Raw genomic sequence first — 15,993 nt, 5'->3', positions numbered from 1 at the left:
CCGGCTCATTCCGCGGCGATCAGTCCCGGCTCTGTCACCTCGTCGCTCTCCTTGTGGATGGTGACCGGGATCGACTTGGCTGCTGGGACCTTGCTGCTCTCCGCATAGTGCCAGATCGGCAGCAGCACGTTCGCTTCCGGGTAGTAGGCGCCGATACAGCCGGCCGGTATGTCGTAGGCGACGACGGCAAGCCCACCCAGGGCCCGATACACGCCATCCTTCGACGAGGTTTCCAGCCTGATCGTGGCACCGACCTTGAGGCCGAGCCGCTCGATATCGTCCTTGTTCATCAGCACGACGTCGCGGGTGCCGTTGATGCCGCGGAACCGGTCGCTATAGCCGTAGACCGTGGTGTTGAACTGGTCGTTGCTGCGCAGGGTGATGAGCCGCAGGACATCGTTCCCGGTCTCGGGCATGTCCAAGTCCTCGTCCAGCCCCTTCGGGGTAATGAAGTTGGCCTTGCCGGTCTTGGTCTTCCACACCCGCTCGCGGGCGGGCATCGGCCGCTTGAAGCCGCCCGGCTCCCACATGCGCTTGTCGTAGTCGAAGAAGATCTCCGGATACGTCACGCCGATCTGCTTGCGGATCAGGCTATAATCGGCGGTCCACTCGTCCCACGGGGTCTTCGGGTTCGGGTCGAGCGTATGCTTGGCCATCTCGGCCACGAACCGCACCTCGCTGATCAGATGCGGCGAGGCCGGCCGGCGGACGCCCTTCGAGCCATGGATGCAGCCGGTGCTGTCCTCCATCGAGGTCGACTGTTCACCTGTCGCCTGGCTGTCCGTCTCGATCCGTCCGATCACCGGCAGGATAAAGCTGACCTCGCCGGGGATGATCTGGCTGCGGTTGAGCTTGGTCGCCACGTTGACCGTCAGGCGGATGCGGCGCCATGCCGGCTCCATCAGGCTCCGGTCCGGTATGGCCCGGACGAAGTTGCCGCCGAGCATGATGAAGGCCTTGACCTTGCCGGCCAAGATCTCCTCGCACGCCTCGACCGTATTAAGGCCGGTATCGCGGGGCGGCTCGAACCCGAACTGCTCGGCGAGCGTGTCCATCGGCACCAGTTCGGGCTTCTCGGTGATGCCGACGGTGCGCTGGCCCTGCACGTTGCTGTGGCCACGGACCGGGCAGATGCCGGACCCCGGACGGCCGATATTGCCGCGCAGGAGCATCAGATTCACCAGCATCTGCACGGTCTCGACCCCCGCCCGATGCTGGGTCAGGCCCATGCCGTAGACGGCGATCGTCGCCTTCGCACGGGCATAGATGCGCGCCGTGGATTCCAGTGCCGCTCGCGACAGACCACAACGCCGCACCAGTTCTTCCCAGTCCTGCGTGCGCAGCCAGCTGATGAACTCGTCCATCCCATGCGTCTGTTCGGCGATGAATCTGTCGTCGAGGAACGGGGTCTCGCCGGCTACCCGGGCCGCGTCGTCGATCTCGATCAGCGCCTTGCAGATCCCGGTGATGCCGGCGAGATCGCCGCCGGCCATGATCTGGTGATAGGACGAACTGATCCGTGTCTCCTTGCCGGCGACCATCTCGACCACCGATTGCGGATTGGTGAAGCGCTCGAGGCCGCGTTCGCGCAGCGGATTATAGGTGATGATCGGCACGCCGCGTTCCGCCGCGACCTGCAGCGGATGCAGCATCCTCGGCGCATTGCTGCCCGGGTTCTGGCCGAAGAACAGGATGCAGTCGGTCTCGGCGAAATCATCCAGGCTCACCGTGCCGACCGGAATACCGATGCTGATCGGAAGCGCCACCGAAGTCGTCTCGTGGCACATGTTGGAGCTGTCGGGCAGGTTGTTGTTTCCGTACAGCCTGGCGAACAACGCATACAGATAGCTGGCCTCGTTCGAACAGCGGCCGGAGCTGTAGAACACGGCGCTCTTGCGATCCTCGATGGCGCGCATCTCGCGGCCGATCTCGGCCATGGCGGCACCCCAGGATACCGGAACATACTTGTCCGACATCGCGTCGTAGCGCATCGGATGGGTCAGGCGGCCGGCCTGCTCCAGCTGGTAATCGTCCCAGTCGAGCAGTTCGGTGACCGTGTGGGCGGCAAAGAAGTCCGGCGTGCAGCGGTGCGAGGTGATCTCCCAGGCCGTCGCCTTGGCGCCATTCTCGCAGAACTCGAACGGCAGCGGCTTGGCCGGCTTCACCCAGGCGCAGCTGACGCACTGGAAGCCATCCACCTTGTTCTGGCGAGCCAAGGTCAGCGCTCCCGAGGCCAGCACGCCTTCCCGGCTGAGGATCTTGCCGAGCGACTTGGCCGAGCCCCAACCACCGGCTGGCGCGGTATAGGGCTTGAAGGTGGCTTTCTGGCTCATCGACGGCGCTCCGATTCAGCGAACTCAACACCTTTAGGGTGGCTTGCGTTGCCGATGGAACCGCAGCCTCCATCACGTTGTTCGTGACTCGTATTCAGGGGGATTGGCGTCGCGATGGTTAGTCAGGCCTACATGACCGAGAAGCCGGCCGGACCTTCCCCGGTCAAGGTGTTCTTCGACCAGAAGGTGATGCCGGTCGCCATCAATGCGGCGGGCGACTTCGAAGGTGTGCTGGAGCGTGTCGCGATCGGCGCACGACGGGCGCCGGTGGCGTCCCTGGCAGCGGCCCTCGGGGTCGGTACCCTTGTCATGCTGTGCGTCGTGCCACGCCGGACCTGACGTCAGCCGACAGTCGGTTCCGCGAGATCCGGTTCGCTCCACGCCATCCGTCGTGACATCTCCGGGTCGTCGGCAACGCCGTCTACCCGGTTGAACAGCAGGGTCTGCCGTCGGACCGGCTCGAATTGCGGCCAGGCAAGGCCGGGCCGGCCGTCGCGAACGAACTCGATCCAGTGCCGTCGCATGCGGCTGGCGAGGGCTGCACGCACACCGCGAAGTGGTCCCCCGCGCAGTGCCGACGGCAACAAGCCGTGCATGTCGAACAGATAGAGCAGGTCGAAGCCGTGCGCCGCGCCGAGCAGCGGGTTGGTGATGTCGAACCGGTAGAGCCAGGTCGGCGCGTGCGCCGCATGGCGTTCCGCGAAATGCAGGGTCGGCATGGCGAAATACAGGTCGGTCGCCAGTTGCAGGCTTCCGGCCCGCGTCGAAGGATACTGAGCCATGATGCCGTCGGTCGCGTGATCGCCGAAGCCGCGGCGCAGCAGCGTCTCGAGCCGGTTGCGCTGCCGCTGCCTGATCCCGCCGGGAAGGATCTCGAAGCTGCGGTACTCGTCCCGGTTATTGCCGGCCAGCAGCGGTATCGTCGGGGTGGGCGCGGAATGCGCATCGGCGAGCGTCGCCGGCAGCAGGTCGCCGTCATACCAGGGAAGGCCGGGGGCATCGGCCGACATCTCCTGCTGCACCGCCTGCTGGACCTCGAGCAGCCTGCGCACCGGCAGCCCCTGAAGCAGTTCCAGGGTCGGCTCCGGTTCACCGAGCAATTCGATGAACCGGCAGGCCAGCATCCGGGCACGACCGGCTTCATGCGCGATGGTCAGGGCACCGCTCTGCATGATGGCGCCATGGAACAACGGGGTTGCTTGCAGGCACAGCATCAGCAACGACACCGAGACCGAACCGGCCGACTCACCGGCGATGGTGACCCGATCGGGGTCGCCACCGAACGCGGCAATGTTGTCCCTGACCCAGCGCAACGCGGCGATCTGGTCGCGCAGCCCGAGATTGCTCGGGATGCCCGGGTCGTCCAGCGCGCTGCCGAGATCCAGGAAACCGAGCACGCCCAGACGGTAGTTGATGGTCACCGCAACGATCTCGCCGGACGCTGCGAGATGGGCTGCGTCATACATGTCGGCCGAGCCGAGCAGGAACGCGCCGCCATGGATCCAGACCATGACCGGTCGGCGCGCCGCATCCGCAGCCCGAGAAAACACGTTCAGGACCAGGCAGGCTTCGTCCGAGTGATCGCCATGCGCGCCGATGGCGAGCGGGATACCGGGGATCCGCTGCGGACACGGCGGCCCGTAGGACGTCGCCGCCCGGATACCCTGCCATGGGGTCGGCGGATGTGGGTGCTGGAACCGCACGGCCTCCGCATAGGGAATGCCGCGCCAGATGCAGACCGGGCCCTCGGCATGGATCGAGATGGTGCCCTCGACCAGGCCCGCTTCGGTGGCAACGGTCAGCGTGGCCTGACCCGCCTGGCTCAAAGCCGGACCGGGATCGATGCGATCAGGCAGAGCGAGACCACGCCGGTCAGCAGCCAGCGCAGGGCCATGTAGCCCGGCGGCAACAGCCCGGCCCTGGCGGTACGCGCCTCGATGACCGCGGTCAGGATGAAGCCGAGCAGCAGCACCACCAGTGACACGACCGGCGAGGCGACCATCGGGATCAGGATGGCGGCCCAGCCGACCAGCGCCGGCAGCACCCCAAGGGTCAGGCGGCGGCCCAGGACCCCGGCCGGCGCCGGGCCGTCGAGCGGGCGCGCTGCCAGAGCCAGGCCCCAATGGACGGCACCCAGAAACGACAGGATGACCGCGCCGTAGCCGATCAGTGCCTGCACCAGGCGCGGCACGGGCACCTGGTTCGGGTAGATCAGGATGCCCATCGCACACGCCACGAACGGGATCAGGCCGCCTATTCCGAGGATGACGGCGAGCAGCGGCAGGCGTCTCATGATGCGAATCCTCGGCAGCGTTCAGGGACACGGGCAACGTCGCAGCCGGAGCGCGGATGCGCCATGTCGCCCGGGCTTGCGCATCATCGGCCGAGATGGTCGAAAAGGGCCGCCCGAACAAGAGAATAGAGAGATAGCATGAGCGCCATTGTCGATATCGTCGCGCGCGAGATCCTGGACAGCCGCGGCAACCCGACCATCGAGGTCGATGTAGAGCTGTCGTCGGGCGCCAAGGGCCGCGCCGCAGTCCCGTCGGGTGCCTCCACCGGCGCCCACGAGGCTGCCGAACTGCGCGACAACGACAAGAGCCGCTACGGCGGCAAGGGCGTGCTGCAGGCCGTCGCGTTCGCCGAGGGCGAGATCCTGGAAGCGCTGCAGGGCGCGGAATCGTCCGAGCAGGTGGCGATCGACCACGCGATGATCGACCTGGACGGCACGCCGAACAAGTCGCGCCTGGGCGCCAACGCGATCCTGGCGGTCTCGCTGGCGGTGGCCAAGGCGACCGCGGAAGAGCTGCAGGTGCCGCTGTATCGCTATGTCGGCGGCGTGTATGCGCGGACCCTGCCGGTGCCGATGATGAACATCATCAATGGCGGCCAGCATGCCGACAACCCGATCGACATCCAGGAATTCATGATCCAGCCGGTCGGCGCCGCCACCGTGGCCGACGCGATCCGGATGGGTTCGGAGATCTTTGCCCAGCTCAAGAAGGGCCTCAAGGATGCCGGCTTCAACACCAATGTCGGTGACGAGGGCGGGTTCGCGCCCGGGCTGAAGTCGGCCGACGAAGCGCTGACCTTCATCACCCGCGCGGTGGAGAAGGCCGGCTACAAGCCGGGTGACGACGTGACCTTCGCGCTCGATTGCGCCGCCACCGAGTTCTACAAGAACGGCAAGTACGAGCTCGAAGGCGAGGGCAAGTCGCTCGATGCCGGCGGCATGGTCGCCTACATAGCCGACCTGTGCAGCCGCTACCCGATCGCCTCGGTCGAGGACGCGCTGGACGAGGATGACTGGGAAGGCTGGGCGCATCTCACCAGCGTGCTCGGCGCCAAGGTGCAACTGGTCGGTGACGATCTGTTCGTGACCAACCCGGAGCGACTGCGTCGCGGCATCGCCGCCAAGACCGCGAACTCGATCCTGGTGAAGGTCAACCAGATCGGCACGCTGTCCGAGACGCTGGAAGCGGTCGAACTGGCGCACCGTGCCGGCTACACTGCTGTCATGAGCCACCGGTCCGGCGAGACCGAGGACAGCACCATCGCCGACCTCGCCGTCGCCACCAACTGCGGCCAGATCAAGACCGGCTCGCTGTCCCGTTCGGACCGCACCGCGAAGTACAACCAGCTCATCCGCATCGAAGCCGAGCTGGACAGTGCGGCGCGCTATGCGGGCCGGACCATCCTGCGCGGCTGACGAACAACCGGTCCGGCGGCATCCAGCCGCCGGACCGGCATTCGGTCAGACGGTATCGGTATCGTGGTCGGTGCCGCGGGTGACGAGATCCATGCGCAGCGTCATGCAGTAGGCGCCGCCGCCGGACAGGATGAACGGAGCCAGCCCGACCTCCTTCACCATGTAGCCGCGTTCGGCAAACCGGTCCTTCAAGCGCTGGGTCGGTTCGGCCATGACGATGGTACGGTCGACGGCCACCGCATTGACGCAGAAGCGGGCCGCATCCTCGGCCGATGCCTCCATCAGCCGGTCGGCCGAGACGACATCGCGGATCAGGCTCACGCCCTCCCTGGTGAACGCGGGCGGATAGAAGAACACCTCGCCATGCGGTAGCACGCAGAAGCAGGTATCGAGGTGATAGAACTGCTCGGTCGCCAGTTCGAGCCGGACGATATCGATGTCGAACACACGGGCGATATGGTCCGGTGCCCCGGCCGCCGAACGTGGGCCGAAGCCGGTCCAGGCCAGCGAGCGGGTCCGGTCCCAGATGCAGTCGCCGGCCCCTTCCTGGAACATGCCCTGCGGCAGGTCGATCACCTCGTCCAACAACCCACGATCGCGCATTCCCTGGAACACCGCCCTGAACGCCGCCTCCTCGCCCTGGCGTTGCGGATGGCGAAACGAGGCTACCAGCGCCTTGCGATCGAACACGATGCCGCCGTTGGCCGGAAACACCATGTCGGGCAGGCCGGGAACGCCCGGCGCCGTCTCGATGTCGCCGCCCGCCTCGCGGAGGGCCCGCTTGAGAGAACTGAATGCAGTCCGTGCCTCGGCCAGGTGACGTTCCGGATGCTCGGACCAGGTGCCGGGCTTCATCCAGGGGTTGATCGCGTAGGACACCTCGTAGTGGGCCGGATCGACCAGGAGGTAGGTGGGCATGCTGCGGCGCTCCGACGTTGGACCGGAAAACGGAGAAATCCGCCCTTCCCGTCATAGACCTCTTGCAATCGACCACCCGGCCGTGGCGACATAGGCTACTGAACTGATAGCACCGCTTGCCGCCAATGCGCCCATCGTCGGGGCTGGTGTGCCTGGAGAAAGACCTGATGAGCTTCGGACGTGCTGTGAAGCGCAAGGTCAGGGCGACGCTGCCGCCGCTGCTGTTCCTGTCCCTGGTCGGGTATTTCGGATGGAACGCCACCCAGGGCGACCATGGCCTGCGCACCTATCGCGCCCAGCTCCAGTTGCTGCAGCAGGCGAACGAGTCGCAGGCAGCTGCGCAATACGAGCGGGCAGCGTGGACCCAGCGGGTATCCGGCCTGCGCGACAAGGGCCTGGACGCGGATACGCTGGATGAGCGCGCGCGCGCGATGCTCAATCTGGCGGAGCCGAACGACATTGTCGTTCCCTACGGCTCCAACAAGCTCTACTAGCCCACCATACGAGCTTCATACGACAAGCGCGGCCGGATAACCGGCCGCGCTTACAAGGCTCGAAGCTGACGCGTCGTGGACGCGAGTCGCGAAGCTACTTAATTTTAGCTTCGCGGAATGCGACATGCTTGCGCGCAACCGGGTCATACTTCTTGAGCTCGAGCTTGCCGGTCTGGGCACGCGCGTTCTTCTTGGTCACGTAGAAATAGCCAGTGTCCGCGCTCGACACGAGCTTGATCTGGATGGTGTTCGACTTCGCCATGGGATCCTCAGCCTCTGCCTGCCGCCGTCGCGGCCGCGCCCGATCCAGACTCCGGAAACGGAGCCGTCAGGGTCACTGGTCGCAGCAGTGGTTCAAGGGGCCGGAAAATGCTCATCAAGGCGGCCCAGGTCAAGCCCTAAGGTCGGGCGGGCAGCTACCCTGCCTGTGAGAAGACACAGTAGAAGGGGGCGGATAAGGCTTCGACCGGCAGCTTTCCCGGAAGGATTCGAGCGCGATGTTGAGTGTCGACGAGGCAAGACGCCGGATCCTCGAAGATTTGCGCCCTTTGCCGGCCGAGATCGTTTCGATCCTGGACGCCTGGGGACGGGTCGCCGCGGCTCCGTTACTGGCTCGGCTCAACAACCCGCCGAACGACATTTCGGCGATGGATGGTTATGCGGTCCGTAGTGCCGATACCGTCCCGGGCTCGTTCCTGAGCCTGACTGGCGAGGCCCCGGCAGGACATCCGTTTGCGGGAACCGTCGGCCCTGGCGAGTGCGTCAGGCTGTTTACCGGCAGCGTCATGCCAGACGGTGCGGATTGCGTGCTGATCCAGGAGAATGCCGAGCGCCGGGAGCAGCAGGTCGAGGTCCGGGAGGCGGTGACGCCGGCGCGTCACATTCGCCGCCAGGGACAGGATTTTTTGGTTGGCGACGTGCTGGTTCCCGCCGGGCGGCGCCTCGGTGCCCGAGATGTCGGCGTTGCCGCCGCCGGAAACCATGCCTGGGCCACGGTGCATCGGCGGCCGCGAATCGCACTGCTGGCTACCGGCGACGAGCTGGCGCTGCCCGGCGAGCCGATCCCCCCCGGCGGTGTCACCAACTCGAACACGCCGATGCTGGCGGCCCTGGTCCGTGCTGCGGGCGGCGATCCGGTGCTGCTGCCGCTGGTCAGGGATGATGCCGACGCGATAGCCCGCGCGACCGATGGGCTGGCCGGCATGGACATGCTGGTGACGATCGGGGGCGCCAGCGTCGGCGATTACGACCTGGTGCAGACCGCGCTCGCCACGCGTGGGCTCCAGGTCGATTTCTGGAAGATCGCGATGCGGCCCGGCAAGCCGTTGATGCATGGTCATATCGGGGCGGGAGATACACGGATCCCGGTGCTGGGACTGCCCGGGAACCCGGTATCGGCGCTTGTGTGCAGCCTGCTGTTCCTGATCCCGGCCCTGCAGGCGCTGTCGGGTGAGACCGTCTTCGATCCGGCCGGCGGCCTGGAACGCGAGCATGCCAGCCTGGCCACGCCGCTCGAGGCGAACGATCAACGGGCGGACCATCTGCGGGCGTCGCTGACCAGGGCCGCCAACGGCGCGTTCGTCGTGACACCGTTTTCTCGCCAGGACTCCGGCATGCTCCGCCGGCTGGCCGATTGCGAGGCGCTGATCCTGCGCGCACCACATGCACCGGCTGCGGCTGCCGGAACTGACGTCGAGATCCTGCGGCTCGACCGACTTGGCATCTAATGCATTGACCTAACACACTTGACCTGTGTGGAAGAACCAACCTAGAACGGTTGGAGTTGCCGCTTTGTTCTATGCGCTCGCGAACTGGTGCGGGACGGGGCATGCATGGCGGACGGAGACACCACGATGCTCACGCGCAAGCAGCACGAGTTGCTCGGCTTCATCGACCGGCACCTCAAGGAGACCGGGTTCTCGCCGAGCTTCGACGAGATGAAGGACGCGCTCAACCTGAAATCCAAATCCGGAATCCACCGGCTGATTTCGGCGCTCGAGGAGCGCGGTTTCCTGAGCCGGCGGCACCATCGGGCCCGCGCACTGGAAGTGCTTCGCCTGCCCGAAACAGGCGGCCGGGACGGGATCACGGTGTTCCTGCCGGAGCAGGACCTGACTGGACTTGCGCTTGACGCTGGCGGTGCGGTGCCGGCTCCGCTCGAGGAGCAGCCGGGCTTTGCGCCCAACGTCATCAAGGGCGATTTCAGCCAGAGGCTTCCCGGAGTGCGAGCGGCGCCAGGAGTGGGTGCAGTCCAGCTTCCACTCTATGGACGGATCGCGGCCGGACTGCCGATCGAGGCCCTCCGTGATACCGGGATGCATGTCGAAGTGCCGCTGGCGTTGATCGGCAGCGGCGAGCACTACGCCCTCGAAGTTGCCGGTGACTCGATGATCGAAGCAGGCATTCTGGACGGCGACACCGTCATCATCCGCCGGTCCGACAGCGCCGATAACGGCCAGATCGTCGTGGCCTTGATCGACGACGCTGAGGTGACATTGAAGCGGCTCCGCCAGCGCGGCAATGCGGTGGCGCTGGAGCCGGCGAATGCCCGGTACGAGACCCGTATCATTCCGTCCGACCGCGTCCGGGTTCAGGGCCGGTTGGTCGGGCTTCTGCGGCGCTATTAAATCCGGCTGCCGGCATGAGCCTGGACAGGCGGCCAATCGCCTCCGCGTCCAGGTGATCCTGTAGCGGGATCTCGGCGAGGATCCTGATCCCGCCATGGCGTTCGAGGGCGCTGCGGTTGCCGGGTGAAACCGGACCGTTGAGAACGACGCCGGCGATGGCGATGCCCCGGTGCCGAAGCGCCGCGATGCTCAGCAGCGTGTGGTTGATCGTCCCAAGCGTGCTCCGGGCGACCAGCACCACCGGAAGGCCGAACAGAGCAATCAGGTCGATCATCAAGAGCCCGCCCCCGACCGGCACCATCACTCCCCCTGCCCCTTCGACCACCAGCGGCCTCGTCCCGGCTTGTTCCGGCAGGTCGAGCCGGGTCGGGTCGAACACCACGTGCGCGACGGCAGCCGCGTCCTCGGGCGACAGGGCGGCGCCAAGCGCCAGTGCGGGCGGATGCAGACGCGCCTGATCGATCCCGGTCAGCCTAGCCACCGTTTCGCTATCGCCGGGTTCCTCGTCGAGCCCGGTCTGCATCGGTTTCCAGTAGTCGGCGTCCCAGGCTTTAACCAGGCAGGCCGCCACCAGCGTCTTGCCTACTCCGGTGTCGGTCCCGGTCACGAATACGCCGCGCCGAGGGGCTTGCAGGATGGTGCCGTAGGCGACCCAATAGGAGGCGGTGCTCGCGTGGTCGGCCTCGAAACGGCGCAGCACGCGCCGCATCGAGCCTGGCCCGAGCGGCCGACTCCCGGCGGATGGCTGGTGCGCCCCGATGCCGCGCAGGGCGCGAACGAATGCGAGCCCGGTGGGATGGCCGATCGCAACGGTTTCCGTATTCCATCGACCGCCGCACGCCCGAAGCAGCCGGTCCGCCTGGGGATACTCGGGACCGCTATCCACCAGCCCCTCGCTGCGATGCGCATCGCGCCATTCCGACAGGCTGCCGGCGACCAGGGTCGAGAGATGCAGATGTCCACCCGGTGCAAGCAGTCGCGTCAGCTGCAGGATCGCGCCGGCCGGATCGGCGAACCACTGGAGCGCCAGGCTCGAGCAGATCAGGTCGAAGCCCCCGGCCACTGCCGGAAATGCCCCGTCCATCGCCAGCATCAGCAGCCGGGGATCATCGCCCATCCCATTACTACAGGCCTGAAGCATCGCTGGGGCCAGATCGGTGGCGACGATCAGGGAGTCGGGCAGAAGTCTGCGCAGCGCCTGTGTCAGCAGGCCGGTGCCACAGCCGATTTCGAGGACCCGCAGGGGACCCATCGACCGGGTGCGAGCAAGCTCCCCGGCGATGCGCAACGCCAGCCGTCCGGCGACCAGTCGCTGGAGCGTGGCGTTCGACTCGTAGGTCGTCGCCGCACGCCCGAAGCTGCGGCCGATCATGCGGCTCCGATTCATGCCCGCGCGAATTTCATCAGCTGTCCGGCGCACCAGTCCGGATGGGTGAGTGGCAGAAGATGACCGGCGGCTTCGTTCCAAAGGATCGTGCTCCGGTCGAAGCTGGCAACCGTCATCGTGGGTGAGACGATCGGATCGAGGCGCCCGGCCAGAGCCAATAGCTTAAGGTCCGCCGCCGCCGCGCGTGCGTCACGATCCCGCAATGCATGGAGGCCCTGCTCCAGACGATCCGGCCTCGGTGCGCCGGAAAACCCGCCGTCGGTTCCGCACCGGACCCGGAAGGCGGTGACGGTCCCGACCGGATCCGCCGCAAGCCGCAGCAGCATCCGATCGAGCACGCGCATCGGCACCCCGGACGCGAAGTCCGGTGCCTGGCTGAACCGGCTGAAGCCGTTGATGGCAATCAACCCGATACAGCCCGCCGGACGGTCGCCTAAGAGGTCGAGCGTGCCCGCCGAGTGGCCGACCCCAATATAGCCGGTCGGCACGGTCGGCCAGGATGGCGTGGCACCGAAATATCCGCGCTCGATGACTGCGGTTTGTGCTTCCGGTAGCGCCGCCCGCATCGGACCCCAGATGGACGCGCTCGAACCCCAGCCATGGGCGAACAGGAAGAACGGCGTCTCGCTCATCCGGCCCGACCGGTCACGGCGAATGTGTCGGTTAGCGCCGCGATGATCCGGTCGATCGCCGCCTCGTCATGCACGGCACTCAGGGCGAGCCGTATGCGGCTGGTGTTGGGCGGCACCGTCGGTGGCCGGATCGCGATGCCGAGCACGCCGTGCCGCTCCAGGGCCGCCGCCAGCTCGAGCGACGCGGACGCATCGCCGACCAGCACCGGTACGATCTGGGTGGTCGATCCGGCCGTATCGACGCCGAGCTGCGCCAGCACCGCACGCACCCGCCCGGCAGAGACCTGCAGATGGCGACGCGCGTGGTCCATGCCGGGGACTAGGTCGAGCGCCGCATCGATCGCGCCGAGCACCGGAGGCGGCAGCGCCGTGGTGTGGATGAAGCCCGAGCACGCGTTGACCAGGTAGTCGCAAAGGCTCCGTGAGCCGGCCACGTAAGCGCCGAAACTGCCGAACGCCTTGCTGAACGTGCCCATCACCAGATCGGCGCCGCCGGCCTCGACAGACAGCCCGGCGCCAGCCGGACCCAGCACACCGGTCGCGTGGGCCTCGTCGACGTAGAGGAATGCGTCGTGCCGCCGCGCCAGCATACGGAGCCGGCCGATGTCGGCACGATCCCCGTCCATGCTGAACACGCTCTCCGTGACGATGAAACGCCGTCCGGGGTGATCGGCCCGTTCGGCGATGAGTGCTTCGAGATGGTCGAGATCGTTGTGGCGAAAACGCACTTGCCGGATACCCGCCGCCTGGATGCCATGATGCAGGCTGGCGTGGTTGAGCCGGTCGGCGAACACCAGCGGTGCTGGCCCGGCCAGCTTCAGCAGCGCCGGCAGCACGGCCGCATTGGCCTGCCAGCCCGATGCGAATAGCAGGGCACCCTCGGTCCGCTTGAAATCCGCCATGCGGGCCTCCACCCGCTCGTGCAGGTGGAGCGTTCCGGTCACCAGCCTGGATGCGCCCGCGCCAGTACCATACTTGCTGCCCCATTCGGCAGAGCGCTCGGCCAGTAACGGGTGGTGGGCGAGACCGAGATAGTCGTTCGCAGATGCGTTGATCAGGATCCGTTCGTCACGGGTGACCGTGCCGGAGCCATTCCGGCCGGGACGCAGGGTGCGCCGCATCCCGCGGTCAGCCAGATCGCGCAGCGCCTCGTCGAACAGGGGGTCGAGAGATGACATGAGGCCGCACTCCTGCCGGATCGCCGGCCGCATGGTCAACTCGGCCGATCTGCGACGGCCCTGGCCTTGGTGCCTGCATCGGTGCGATCAACCGGCATGAGCAGCAGCAACCTCTGGCTTCCCTATACCCAGATGCGGACCGCCTTGCCGCCCCTGAAGGCGGACTGGACCGACGGCTGCCGGATCGGTCTCGCCGACGGGCGGGTGCTGATCGACGGCATCGCGTCCTGGTGGACCGCTTGCCATGGCTACAACCACCCGCATATCGCCGACGCATTGCGGACGCAGCTCGCGCGGATGCCGCACGTGATGTTTGGCGGCCTGGTGCACGAGCCGGCCCAACGCCTGGCCGACCGGCTGACGACGCTGCTGCCGGGCGACCTGAACTCGGTGTTTTTCGCCGAAAGCGGCTCGGTCGCGGTCGAGGTCGCGATCAAGATGGCGATCCAGTACTGGCTGAACCGCGGTGAGCAGGGCCGCTCCCGCCTTGTCGCCTTCCGCGGCGGCTACCACGGCGACACCTTCGCGACGATGGCGGTGTGCGACCCCGAGGAGGGCATGCACAGCCTGTTCCGGGGGGTACTGGCGCAGCACCATCTGGTCGACCTGCCGCGCGACGACGCGTCGGAGGCGATGCTTGGCGGTTTTCTCGCGCTGAACCGGGACGGCATCGCAGCGATCCTGGTCGAGCCGCTGGTGCAGGGCGCCGGCGGCATGGTGTTCCACGCGCCGGAGGTGCTGCAGCGCCTGCGCCGGCTCGCGGACCAGCACGGCCTGCTGCTGATCCTGGACGAGATCTTTACCGGGTTCGGCCGAACCGGCAGCCTGTTCGCCTGCGAGCAGGCCGGCATCGTGCCGGACATCATCACACTGTCGAAGGCATTGACCGGCGGCACCATGGCATTGTCCGCTGCAATCGCGCGACCGCACGTCTTCGAGGCGTTCCAGTCCGATGATCCGGTGCATGGTCCGACACGTGCGTTGATGCACGGGCCGACCTACATGGGCAACGCGCTCGCCTGCGCCGCTGCCAATGCGTCGCTCGACCTGTTCGAGCGGGAGGACCGGCTGGGCCAAGTGGCTTCGATCTCGGCCCAACTGGAGAGCGAACTGGAGCCCTGCCGGGCGCTGCCCGGGGTGGTGGATGTTCGGGTGATGGGGGCGATCGGCGTGGTGCAGCTGGCGCGGATCGAGGCCATGAACGCGCTCAAGGCGGCACTTGTCGAACAGGGCGTCTGGGTCAGGCCGTTCCGCGACATCATCTACTTGACGCCGGCCTTCACGATCACCTCGGCCGAGCTCACCGTGCTGACCCGGGCGGTCCGCAGGGCAATCGCAACGATCTAGGAAAGCGTCCGGTCGCCCTGCTCTCGCCACGCGGCCGGAGGATGCCCTAGCTCCAGCGAACCGCGGCTTCGTCGTCGGCGGCCCGGGCCTCGACCCAGTCGCTCCCGCCGTCATCGTAGTCCTGGCGCTTCCAGAACGGCGCCCTGGTCTTGAGCCAGTCGATCAGGAACGCGGTCGCATCAAGTGCATGCCCGCGGTGCGGAGCCGCCGCCAGCACCAGCACGATCCCCTCGCCGATCCCGAGCCGGCCGATCCGGTGCAGCACGGTACAGCCCGCTAGCTCGAACCGTTGCTCGGCTTCCGCGGCGATCGCGCCGATCGAGCGTTCGGTCATGCCGGGATAATGCTCGAGGGTGAGCGCCTGCAGGGATCGCCCATCGGTCCGACGATCCGGACGGACGATTCCCACGAAGCAGCCGATACCGCCGACTCCGGGGCTCGCGGCGGTCAGTGCCGCCATCTCGGCAGCGACATCGAACGGCGCTTCCTGGACACGGACGGTCGCCATCAGCCGCCGGTCACCGGCGGGAACAGAGCGATCTCGTCGCCGGCACCGACCGGATCATCCGGGCCGGCGAACTCCTGATTGATTGCGACCCGGATCGTGCGTCCCTCCCCGGCCATCGTGGCGAAGACAGGGTCGCGTGATTGCAACCATGCAAGCACGCCGCGAACATCGCGCACCTCGGTCGGCAGGATCGCTGTTTCAGCGGACTTGCCGACCCGGTCGCGAACCCAGGCAAAATAAAGCAGCTGCACCGAAGCCATTCGACCATGCCCTTGCAGGATGGTCTGCTACTTGGGAAAGCCCTTGACGGTTTGCACGCTGCCGTCGGGGTTGATGACGGTATTGGTCCCGTCGCCGTTCGGAATGACGATCTTGCCGCCAGTATCGGCACCACTCTTGGTGTGGAACTTCTCCGCCGGGTCCGGAACGCTGGCCGCCAATGACCCGTTGCCACCGGTCGAGCCGCCGCCGCCGCCGAAGCCGTCCTGGTCGAGCGGCGCGCCGCTATGGATCGACTGCTGTTCGCCGGCAGCCATGCTGCCGCCATTGCGCATCGACGCGCCACCGAGCAGCGCGCCGTTGGTCTGGCCGCCATTGCGCGACACGTCGCTGAGCGACGGCAGCGGTTGCGGCGGACCGGGCCAGACGTTGCCGGCCTGCGGCTCGATCGGCATCTCAATCGGTGTCTGGCCGCGCGACCGCAGCACGTTCTCGCTGACGCCGGTGGCTGCATTCGGATTTTGGCCGGGCAGGCGCTCGGTATCGTTGAAGAATTTGCCCAGGCCCGAGCAGCTGCTCAGAAGCAGTAACGTCCCAAGCATAGCGGAGCGCCGCATCGTGATCCCCTCTGCGGCTCCATG

The 15,993-nt window shown here is 66.9% G+C and carries 17 protein-coding genes; 6 read left to right on the top strand and 11 right to left on the bottom strand.

The genetic code is table 11. The features are described 5' to 3' along the window. Window positions 1-5: 5 nt before the first annotated feature. A complete protein-coding gene (locus HN018_RS09675; RefSeq protein ID WP_171834045.1) occupies window positions 6-2,333 on the bottom strand; it encodes an FdhF/YdeP family oxidoreductase in 2,328 nt (775 codons plus the stop codon). Window positions 2,334-2,447: 114 nt separating this feature from the next. Here HN018_RS09675 and HN018_RS09670 point away from each other — a divergent pair, with 114 nt between their 5' ends. Further along, window positions 2,448-2,672 carry a hypothetical protein gene (locus HN018_RS09670; protein WP_171834046.1) on the top strand — a complete coding sequence of 75 codons (225 nt, stop codon included), beginning with the start codon at window positions 2,448-2,450 and terminating at the stop codon, window positions 2,670-2,672. Window positions 2,673-2,674: 2 nt separating this feature from the next. Here the strand turns inward: HN018_RS09670 and HN018_RS09665 are convergent, their stop codons facing one another. Both HN018_RS09665 and HN018_RS09660 read right to left on the bottom strand, forming a co-directional pair. Next, the gene (locus HN018_RS09665; protein ID WP_204259723.1) at window positions 2,675-4,159 is read right to left on the bottom strand and encodes a carboxylesterase/lipase family protein; all 1,485 of its coding nucleotides are present in this window, start codon (window positions 4,157-4,159) and stop codon (window positions 2,675-2,677) included. Then, entirely contained in the window at window positions 4,156-4,626 is a 471-nt protein-coding gene (locus tag HN018_RS09660; protein ID WP_171834047.1) for a DUF3429 domain-containing protein, read from the bottom strand. Before HN018_RS09660 ends, HN018_RS09665 begins: the two co-directional genes overlap by 4 nt. Window positions 4,627-4,764: 138 nt before the next feature. Between HN018_RS09660 and eno the strand changes: the two genes are divergently transcribed. Then, window positions 4,765-6,042 (top strand): phosphopyruvate hydratase, encoded by a 1,278-nt coding sequence (gene eno / locus HN018_RS09655; RefSeq protein WP_171834048.1) that lies wholly within the window; start codon window positions 4,765-4,767, stop codon window positions 6,040-6,042. A gap of 45 nt (window positions 6,043-6,087) precedes the next feature. Here eno and HN018_RS09650 read toward each other — a convergent pair whose 3' ends face one another. Next, entirely contained in the window at window positions 6,088-6,960 is an 873-nt protein-coding gene (locus HN018_RS09650) for a dimethylarginine dimethylaminohydrolase family protein (RefSeq protein ID WP_171834049.1), read from the bottom strand. 167 nt (window positions 6,961-7,127) lie between these two features. Here HN018_RS09650 and HN018_RS09645 point away from each other — a divergent pair, with 167 nt between their 5' ends. Then, window positions 7,128-7,454, top strand: a complete 327-nt coding sequence (locus tag HN018_RS09645) for an FtsB family cell division protein (protein WP_171834050.1) — start codon at window positions 7,128-7,130, stop codon at window positions 7,452-7,454. Between the two features lie 94 nt (window positions 7,455-7,548). Here HN018_RS09645 and rpmG read toward each other — a convergent pair whose 3' ends face one another. Further along, window positions 7,549-7,716 carry a 50S ribosomal protein L33 gene (gene rpmG, locus HN018_RS09640; RefSeq protein WP_171834051.1) on the bottom strand — a complete coding sequence of 56 codons (168 nt, stop codon included), beginning with the start codon at window positions 7,714-7,716 and terminating at the stop codon, window positions 7,549-7,551. A 235-nt stretch (window positions 7,717-7,951) separates the two neighbouring features. On the opposite strand from rpmG, the gene HN018_RS09635 reads away from it, so the two are divergent. Both HN018_RS09635 and lexA read left to right on the top strand, forming a co-directional pair. Next, window positions 7,952-9,181 carry a molybdopterin molybdotransferase MoeA gene (locus HN018_RS09635; protein WP_171834052.1) on the top strand — a complete coding sequence of 410 codons (1,230 nt, stop codon included), beginning with the start codon at window positions 7,952-7,954 and terminating at the stop codon, window positions 9,179-9,181. 126 nt (window positions 9,182-9,307) lie between these two features. Further along, on the top strand, window positions 9,308-10,081 hold the full coding sequence (gene lexA, locus HN018_RS09630; protein WP_171834150.1) for a transcriptional repressor LexA: 774 nt from the start codon (window positions 9,308-9,310) through the stop codon (window positions 10,079-10,081). Here the strand turns inward: lexA and bioD are convergent. From bioD to HN018_RS09615, 3 genes are read right to left on the bottom strand one after another with little or no spacing between them, the layout of a single operon-like run. Beyond that, window positions 10,020-11,453: a dethiobiotin synthase gene (bioD, locus tag HN018_RS09625; protein WP_239479177.1), complete on the bottom strand. Its 1,434-nt coding sequence runs from the start codon at window positions 11,451-11,453 to the stop codon at window positions 10,020-10,022. The genes lexA and bioD overlap by 62 nt on opposite strands. 11 nt (window positions 11,454-11,464) lie before the next feature. Further along, window positions 11,465-12,100 (bottom strand): alpha/beta hydrolase, encoded by a 636-nt coding sequence (locus HN018_RS09620; protein ID WP_171834054.1) that lies wholly within the window; start codon window positions 12,098-12,100, stop codon window positions 11,465-11,467. Beyond that, window positions 12,097-13,278 carry an aminotransferase class I/II-fold pyridoxal phosphate-dependent enzyme gene (locus HN018_RS09615; RefSeq protein ID WP_171834055.1) on the bottom strand — a complete coding sequence of 394 codons (1,182 nt, stop codon included), beginning with the start codon at window positions 13,276-13,278 and terminating at the stop codon, window positions 12,097-12,099. The genes HN018_RS09620 and HN018_RS09615 overlap by 4 nt, the downstream gene beginning before the upstream one ends. Window positions 13,279-13,374: 96 nt before the next feature. Between HN018_RS09615 and HN018_RS09610 the strand changes: the two genes are divergently transcribed. After that, window positions 13,375-14,625, top strand: coding sequence for an adenosylmethionine--8-amino-7-oxononanoate transaminase (locus tag HN018_RS09610; protein ID WP_171834056.1), 1,251 nt, complete (start codon window positions 13,375-13,377; stop codon window positions 14,623-14,625). Window positions 14,626-14,671: 46 nt separating this feature from the next. Here the strand turns inward: HN018_RS09610 and HN018_RS09605 are convergent, their stop codons facing one another. From HN018_RS09605 to HN018_RS09595, 3 genes are read right to left on the bottom strand one after another with little or no spacing between them, the layout of a single operon-like run. Then, window positions 14,672-15,133, bottom strand: a complete 462-nt coding sequence (locus HN018_RS09605) for a molybdenum cofactor biosynthesis protein MoaE (RefSeq protein WP_171834057.1) — start codon at window positions 15,131-15,133, stop codon at window positions 14,672-14,674. Then, the gene (gene moaD / locus HN018_RS09600) at window positions 15,133-15,393 is read right to left on the bottom strand and encodes a molybdopterin converting factor subunit 1 (RefSeq protein WP_204259722.1); all 261 of its coding nucleotides are present in this window, start codon (window positions 15,391-15,393) and stop codon (window positions 15,133-15,135) included. The genes HN018_RS09605 and moaD overlap by 1 nt, the downstream gene beginning before the upstream one ends. Before the next feature lie 27 nt (window positions 15,394-15,420). After that, the gene (locus HN018_RS09595; RefSeq protein ID WP_171834058.1) at window positions 15,421-15,969 is read right to left on the bottom strand and encodes a hypothetical protein; all 549 of its coding nucleotides are present in this window, start codon (window positions 15,967-15,969) and stop codon (window positions 15,421-15,423) included. Between the last annotated feature and the right edge of the window lie 24 nt (window positions 15,970-15,993).

Origin of the sequence: Lichenicola cladoniae (assembly GCF_013201075.1) — a bacterium.
Lineage (GTDB): Bacteria > Pseudomonadota > Alphaproteobacteria > Acetobacterales > Acetobacteraceae > Lichenicola > Lichenicola cladoniae.
The sequence above is the reverse complement of the archived record's forward strand: the minus strand, read 5'-3'. Positions and strand labels throughout refer to the sequence as shown.

What these genes read in the sequence shown, in the direction of transcription:
- HN018_RS09615 (WP_171834055.1), bottom strand. Translation starts at nt 13,278, where the DNA reads ATGTCATCTCTCGACCCCCTGTTCGACGAGGCGCTGCGCGATCTGGCT.
- HN018_RS09675 (WP_171834045.1), bottom strand. Translation starts at nt 2,333, where the DNA reads ATGAGCCAGAAAGCCACCTTCAAGCCCTATACCGCGCCAGCCGGTGGT.
- HN018_RS09645 (WP_171834050.1), top strand. Translation starts at nt 7,128, where the DNA reads ATGAGCTTCGGACGTGCTGTGAAGCGCAAGGTCAGGGCGACGCTGCCG.
- HN018_RS09610 (WP_171834056.1), top strand. Translation starts at nt 13,375, where the DNA reads ATGAGCAGCAGCAACCTCTGGCTTCCCTATACCCAGATGCGGACCGCC.
- HN018_RS09660 (WP_171834047.1), bottom strand. Translation starts at nt 4,626, where the DNA reads ATGAGACGCCTGCCGCTGCTCGCCGTCATCCTCGGAATAGGCGGCCTG.
- HN018_RS09650 (WP_171834049.1), bottom strand. Translation starts at nt 6,960, where the DNA reads ATGCCCACCTACCTCCTGGTCGATCCGGCCCACTACGAGGTGTCCTAC.
- rpmG (WP_171834051.1), bottom strand. Translation starts at nt 7,716, where the DNA reads ATGGCGAAGTCGAACACCATCCAGATCAAGCTCGTGTCGAGCGCGGAC.
- HN018_RS09670 (WP_171834046.1), top strand. Translation starts at nt 2,448, where the DNA reads ATGGTTAGTCAGGCCTACATGACCGAGAAGCCGGCCGGACCTTCCCCG.
- bioD (WP_239479177.1), bottom strand. Translation starts at nt 11,453, where the DNA reads ATGATCGGCCGCAGCTTCGGGCGTGCGGCGACGACCTACGAGTCGAAC.
- HN018_RS09635 (WP_171834052.1), top strand. Translation starts at nt 7,952, where the DNA reads ATGTTGAGTGTCGACGAGGCAAGACGCCGGATCCTCGAAGATTTGCGC.
- HN018_RS09605 (WP_171834057.1), bottom strand. Translation starts at nt 15,133, where the DNA reads ATGGCGACCGTCCGTGTCCAGGAAGCGCCGTTCGATGTCGCTGCCGAG.
- HN018_RS09620 (WP_171834054.1), bottom strand. Translation starts at nt 12,100, where the DNA reads ATGAGCGAGACGCCGTTCTTCCTGTTCGCCCATGGCTGGGGTTCGAGC.
- lexA (WP_171834150.1), top strand. Translation starts at nt 9,308, where the DNA reads ATGCTCACGCGCAAGCAGCACGAGTTGCTCGGCTTCATCGACCGGCAC.
- moaD (WP_204259722.1), bottom strand. Translation starts at nt 15,393, where the DNA reads ATGGCTTCGGTGCAGCTGCTTTATTTTGCCTGGGTTCGCGACCGGGTC.
- HN018_RS09595 (WP_171834058.1), bottom strand. Translation starts at nt 15,969, where the DNA reads ATGCGGCGCTCCGCTATGCTTGGGACGTTACTGCTTCTGAGCAGCTGC.
- eno (WP_171834048.1), top strand. Translation starts at nt 4,765, where the DNA reads ATGAGCGCCATTGTCGATATCGTCGCGCGCGAGATCCTGGACAGCCGC.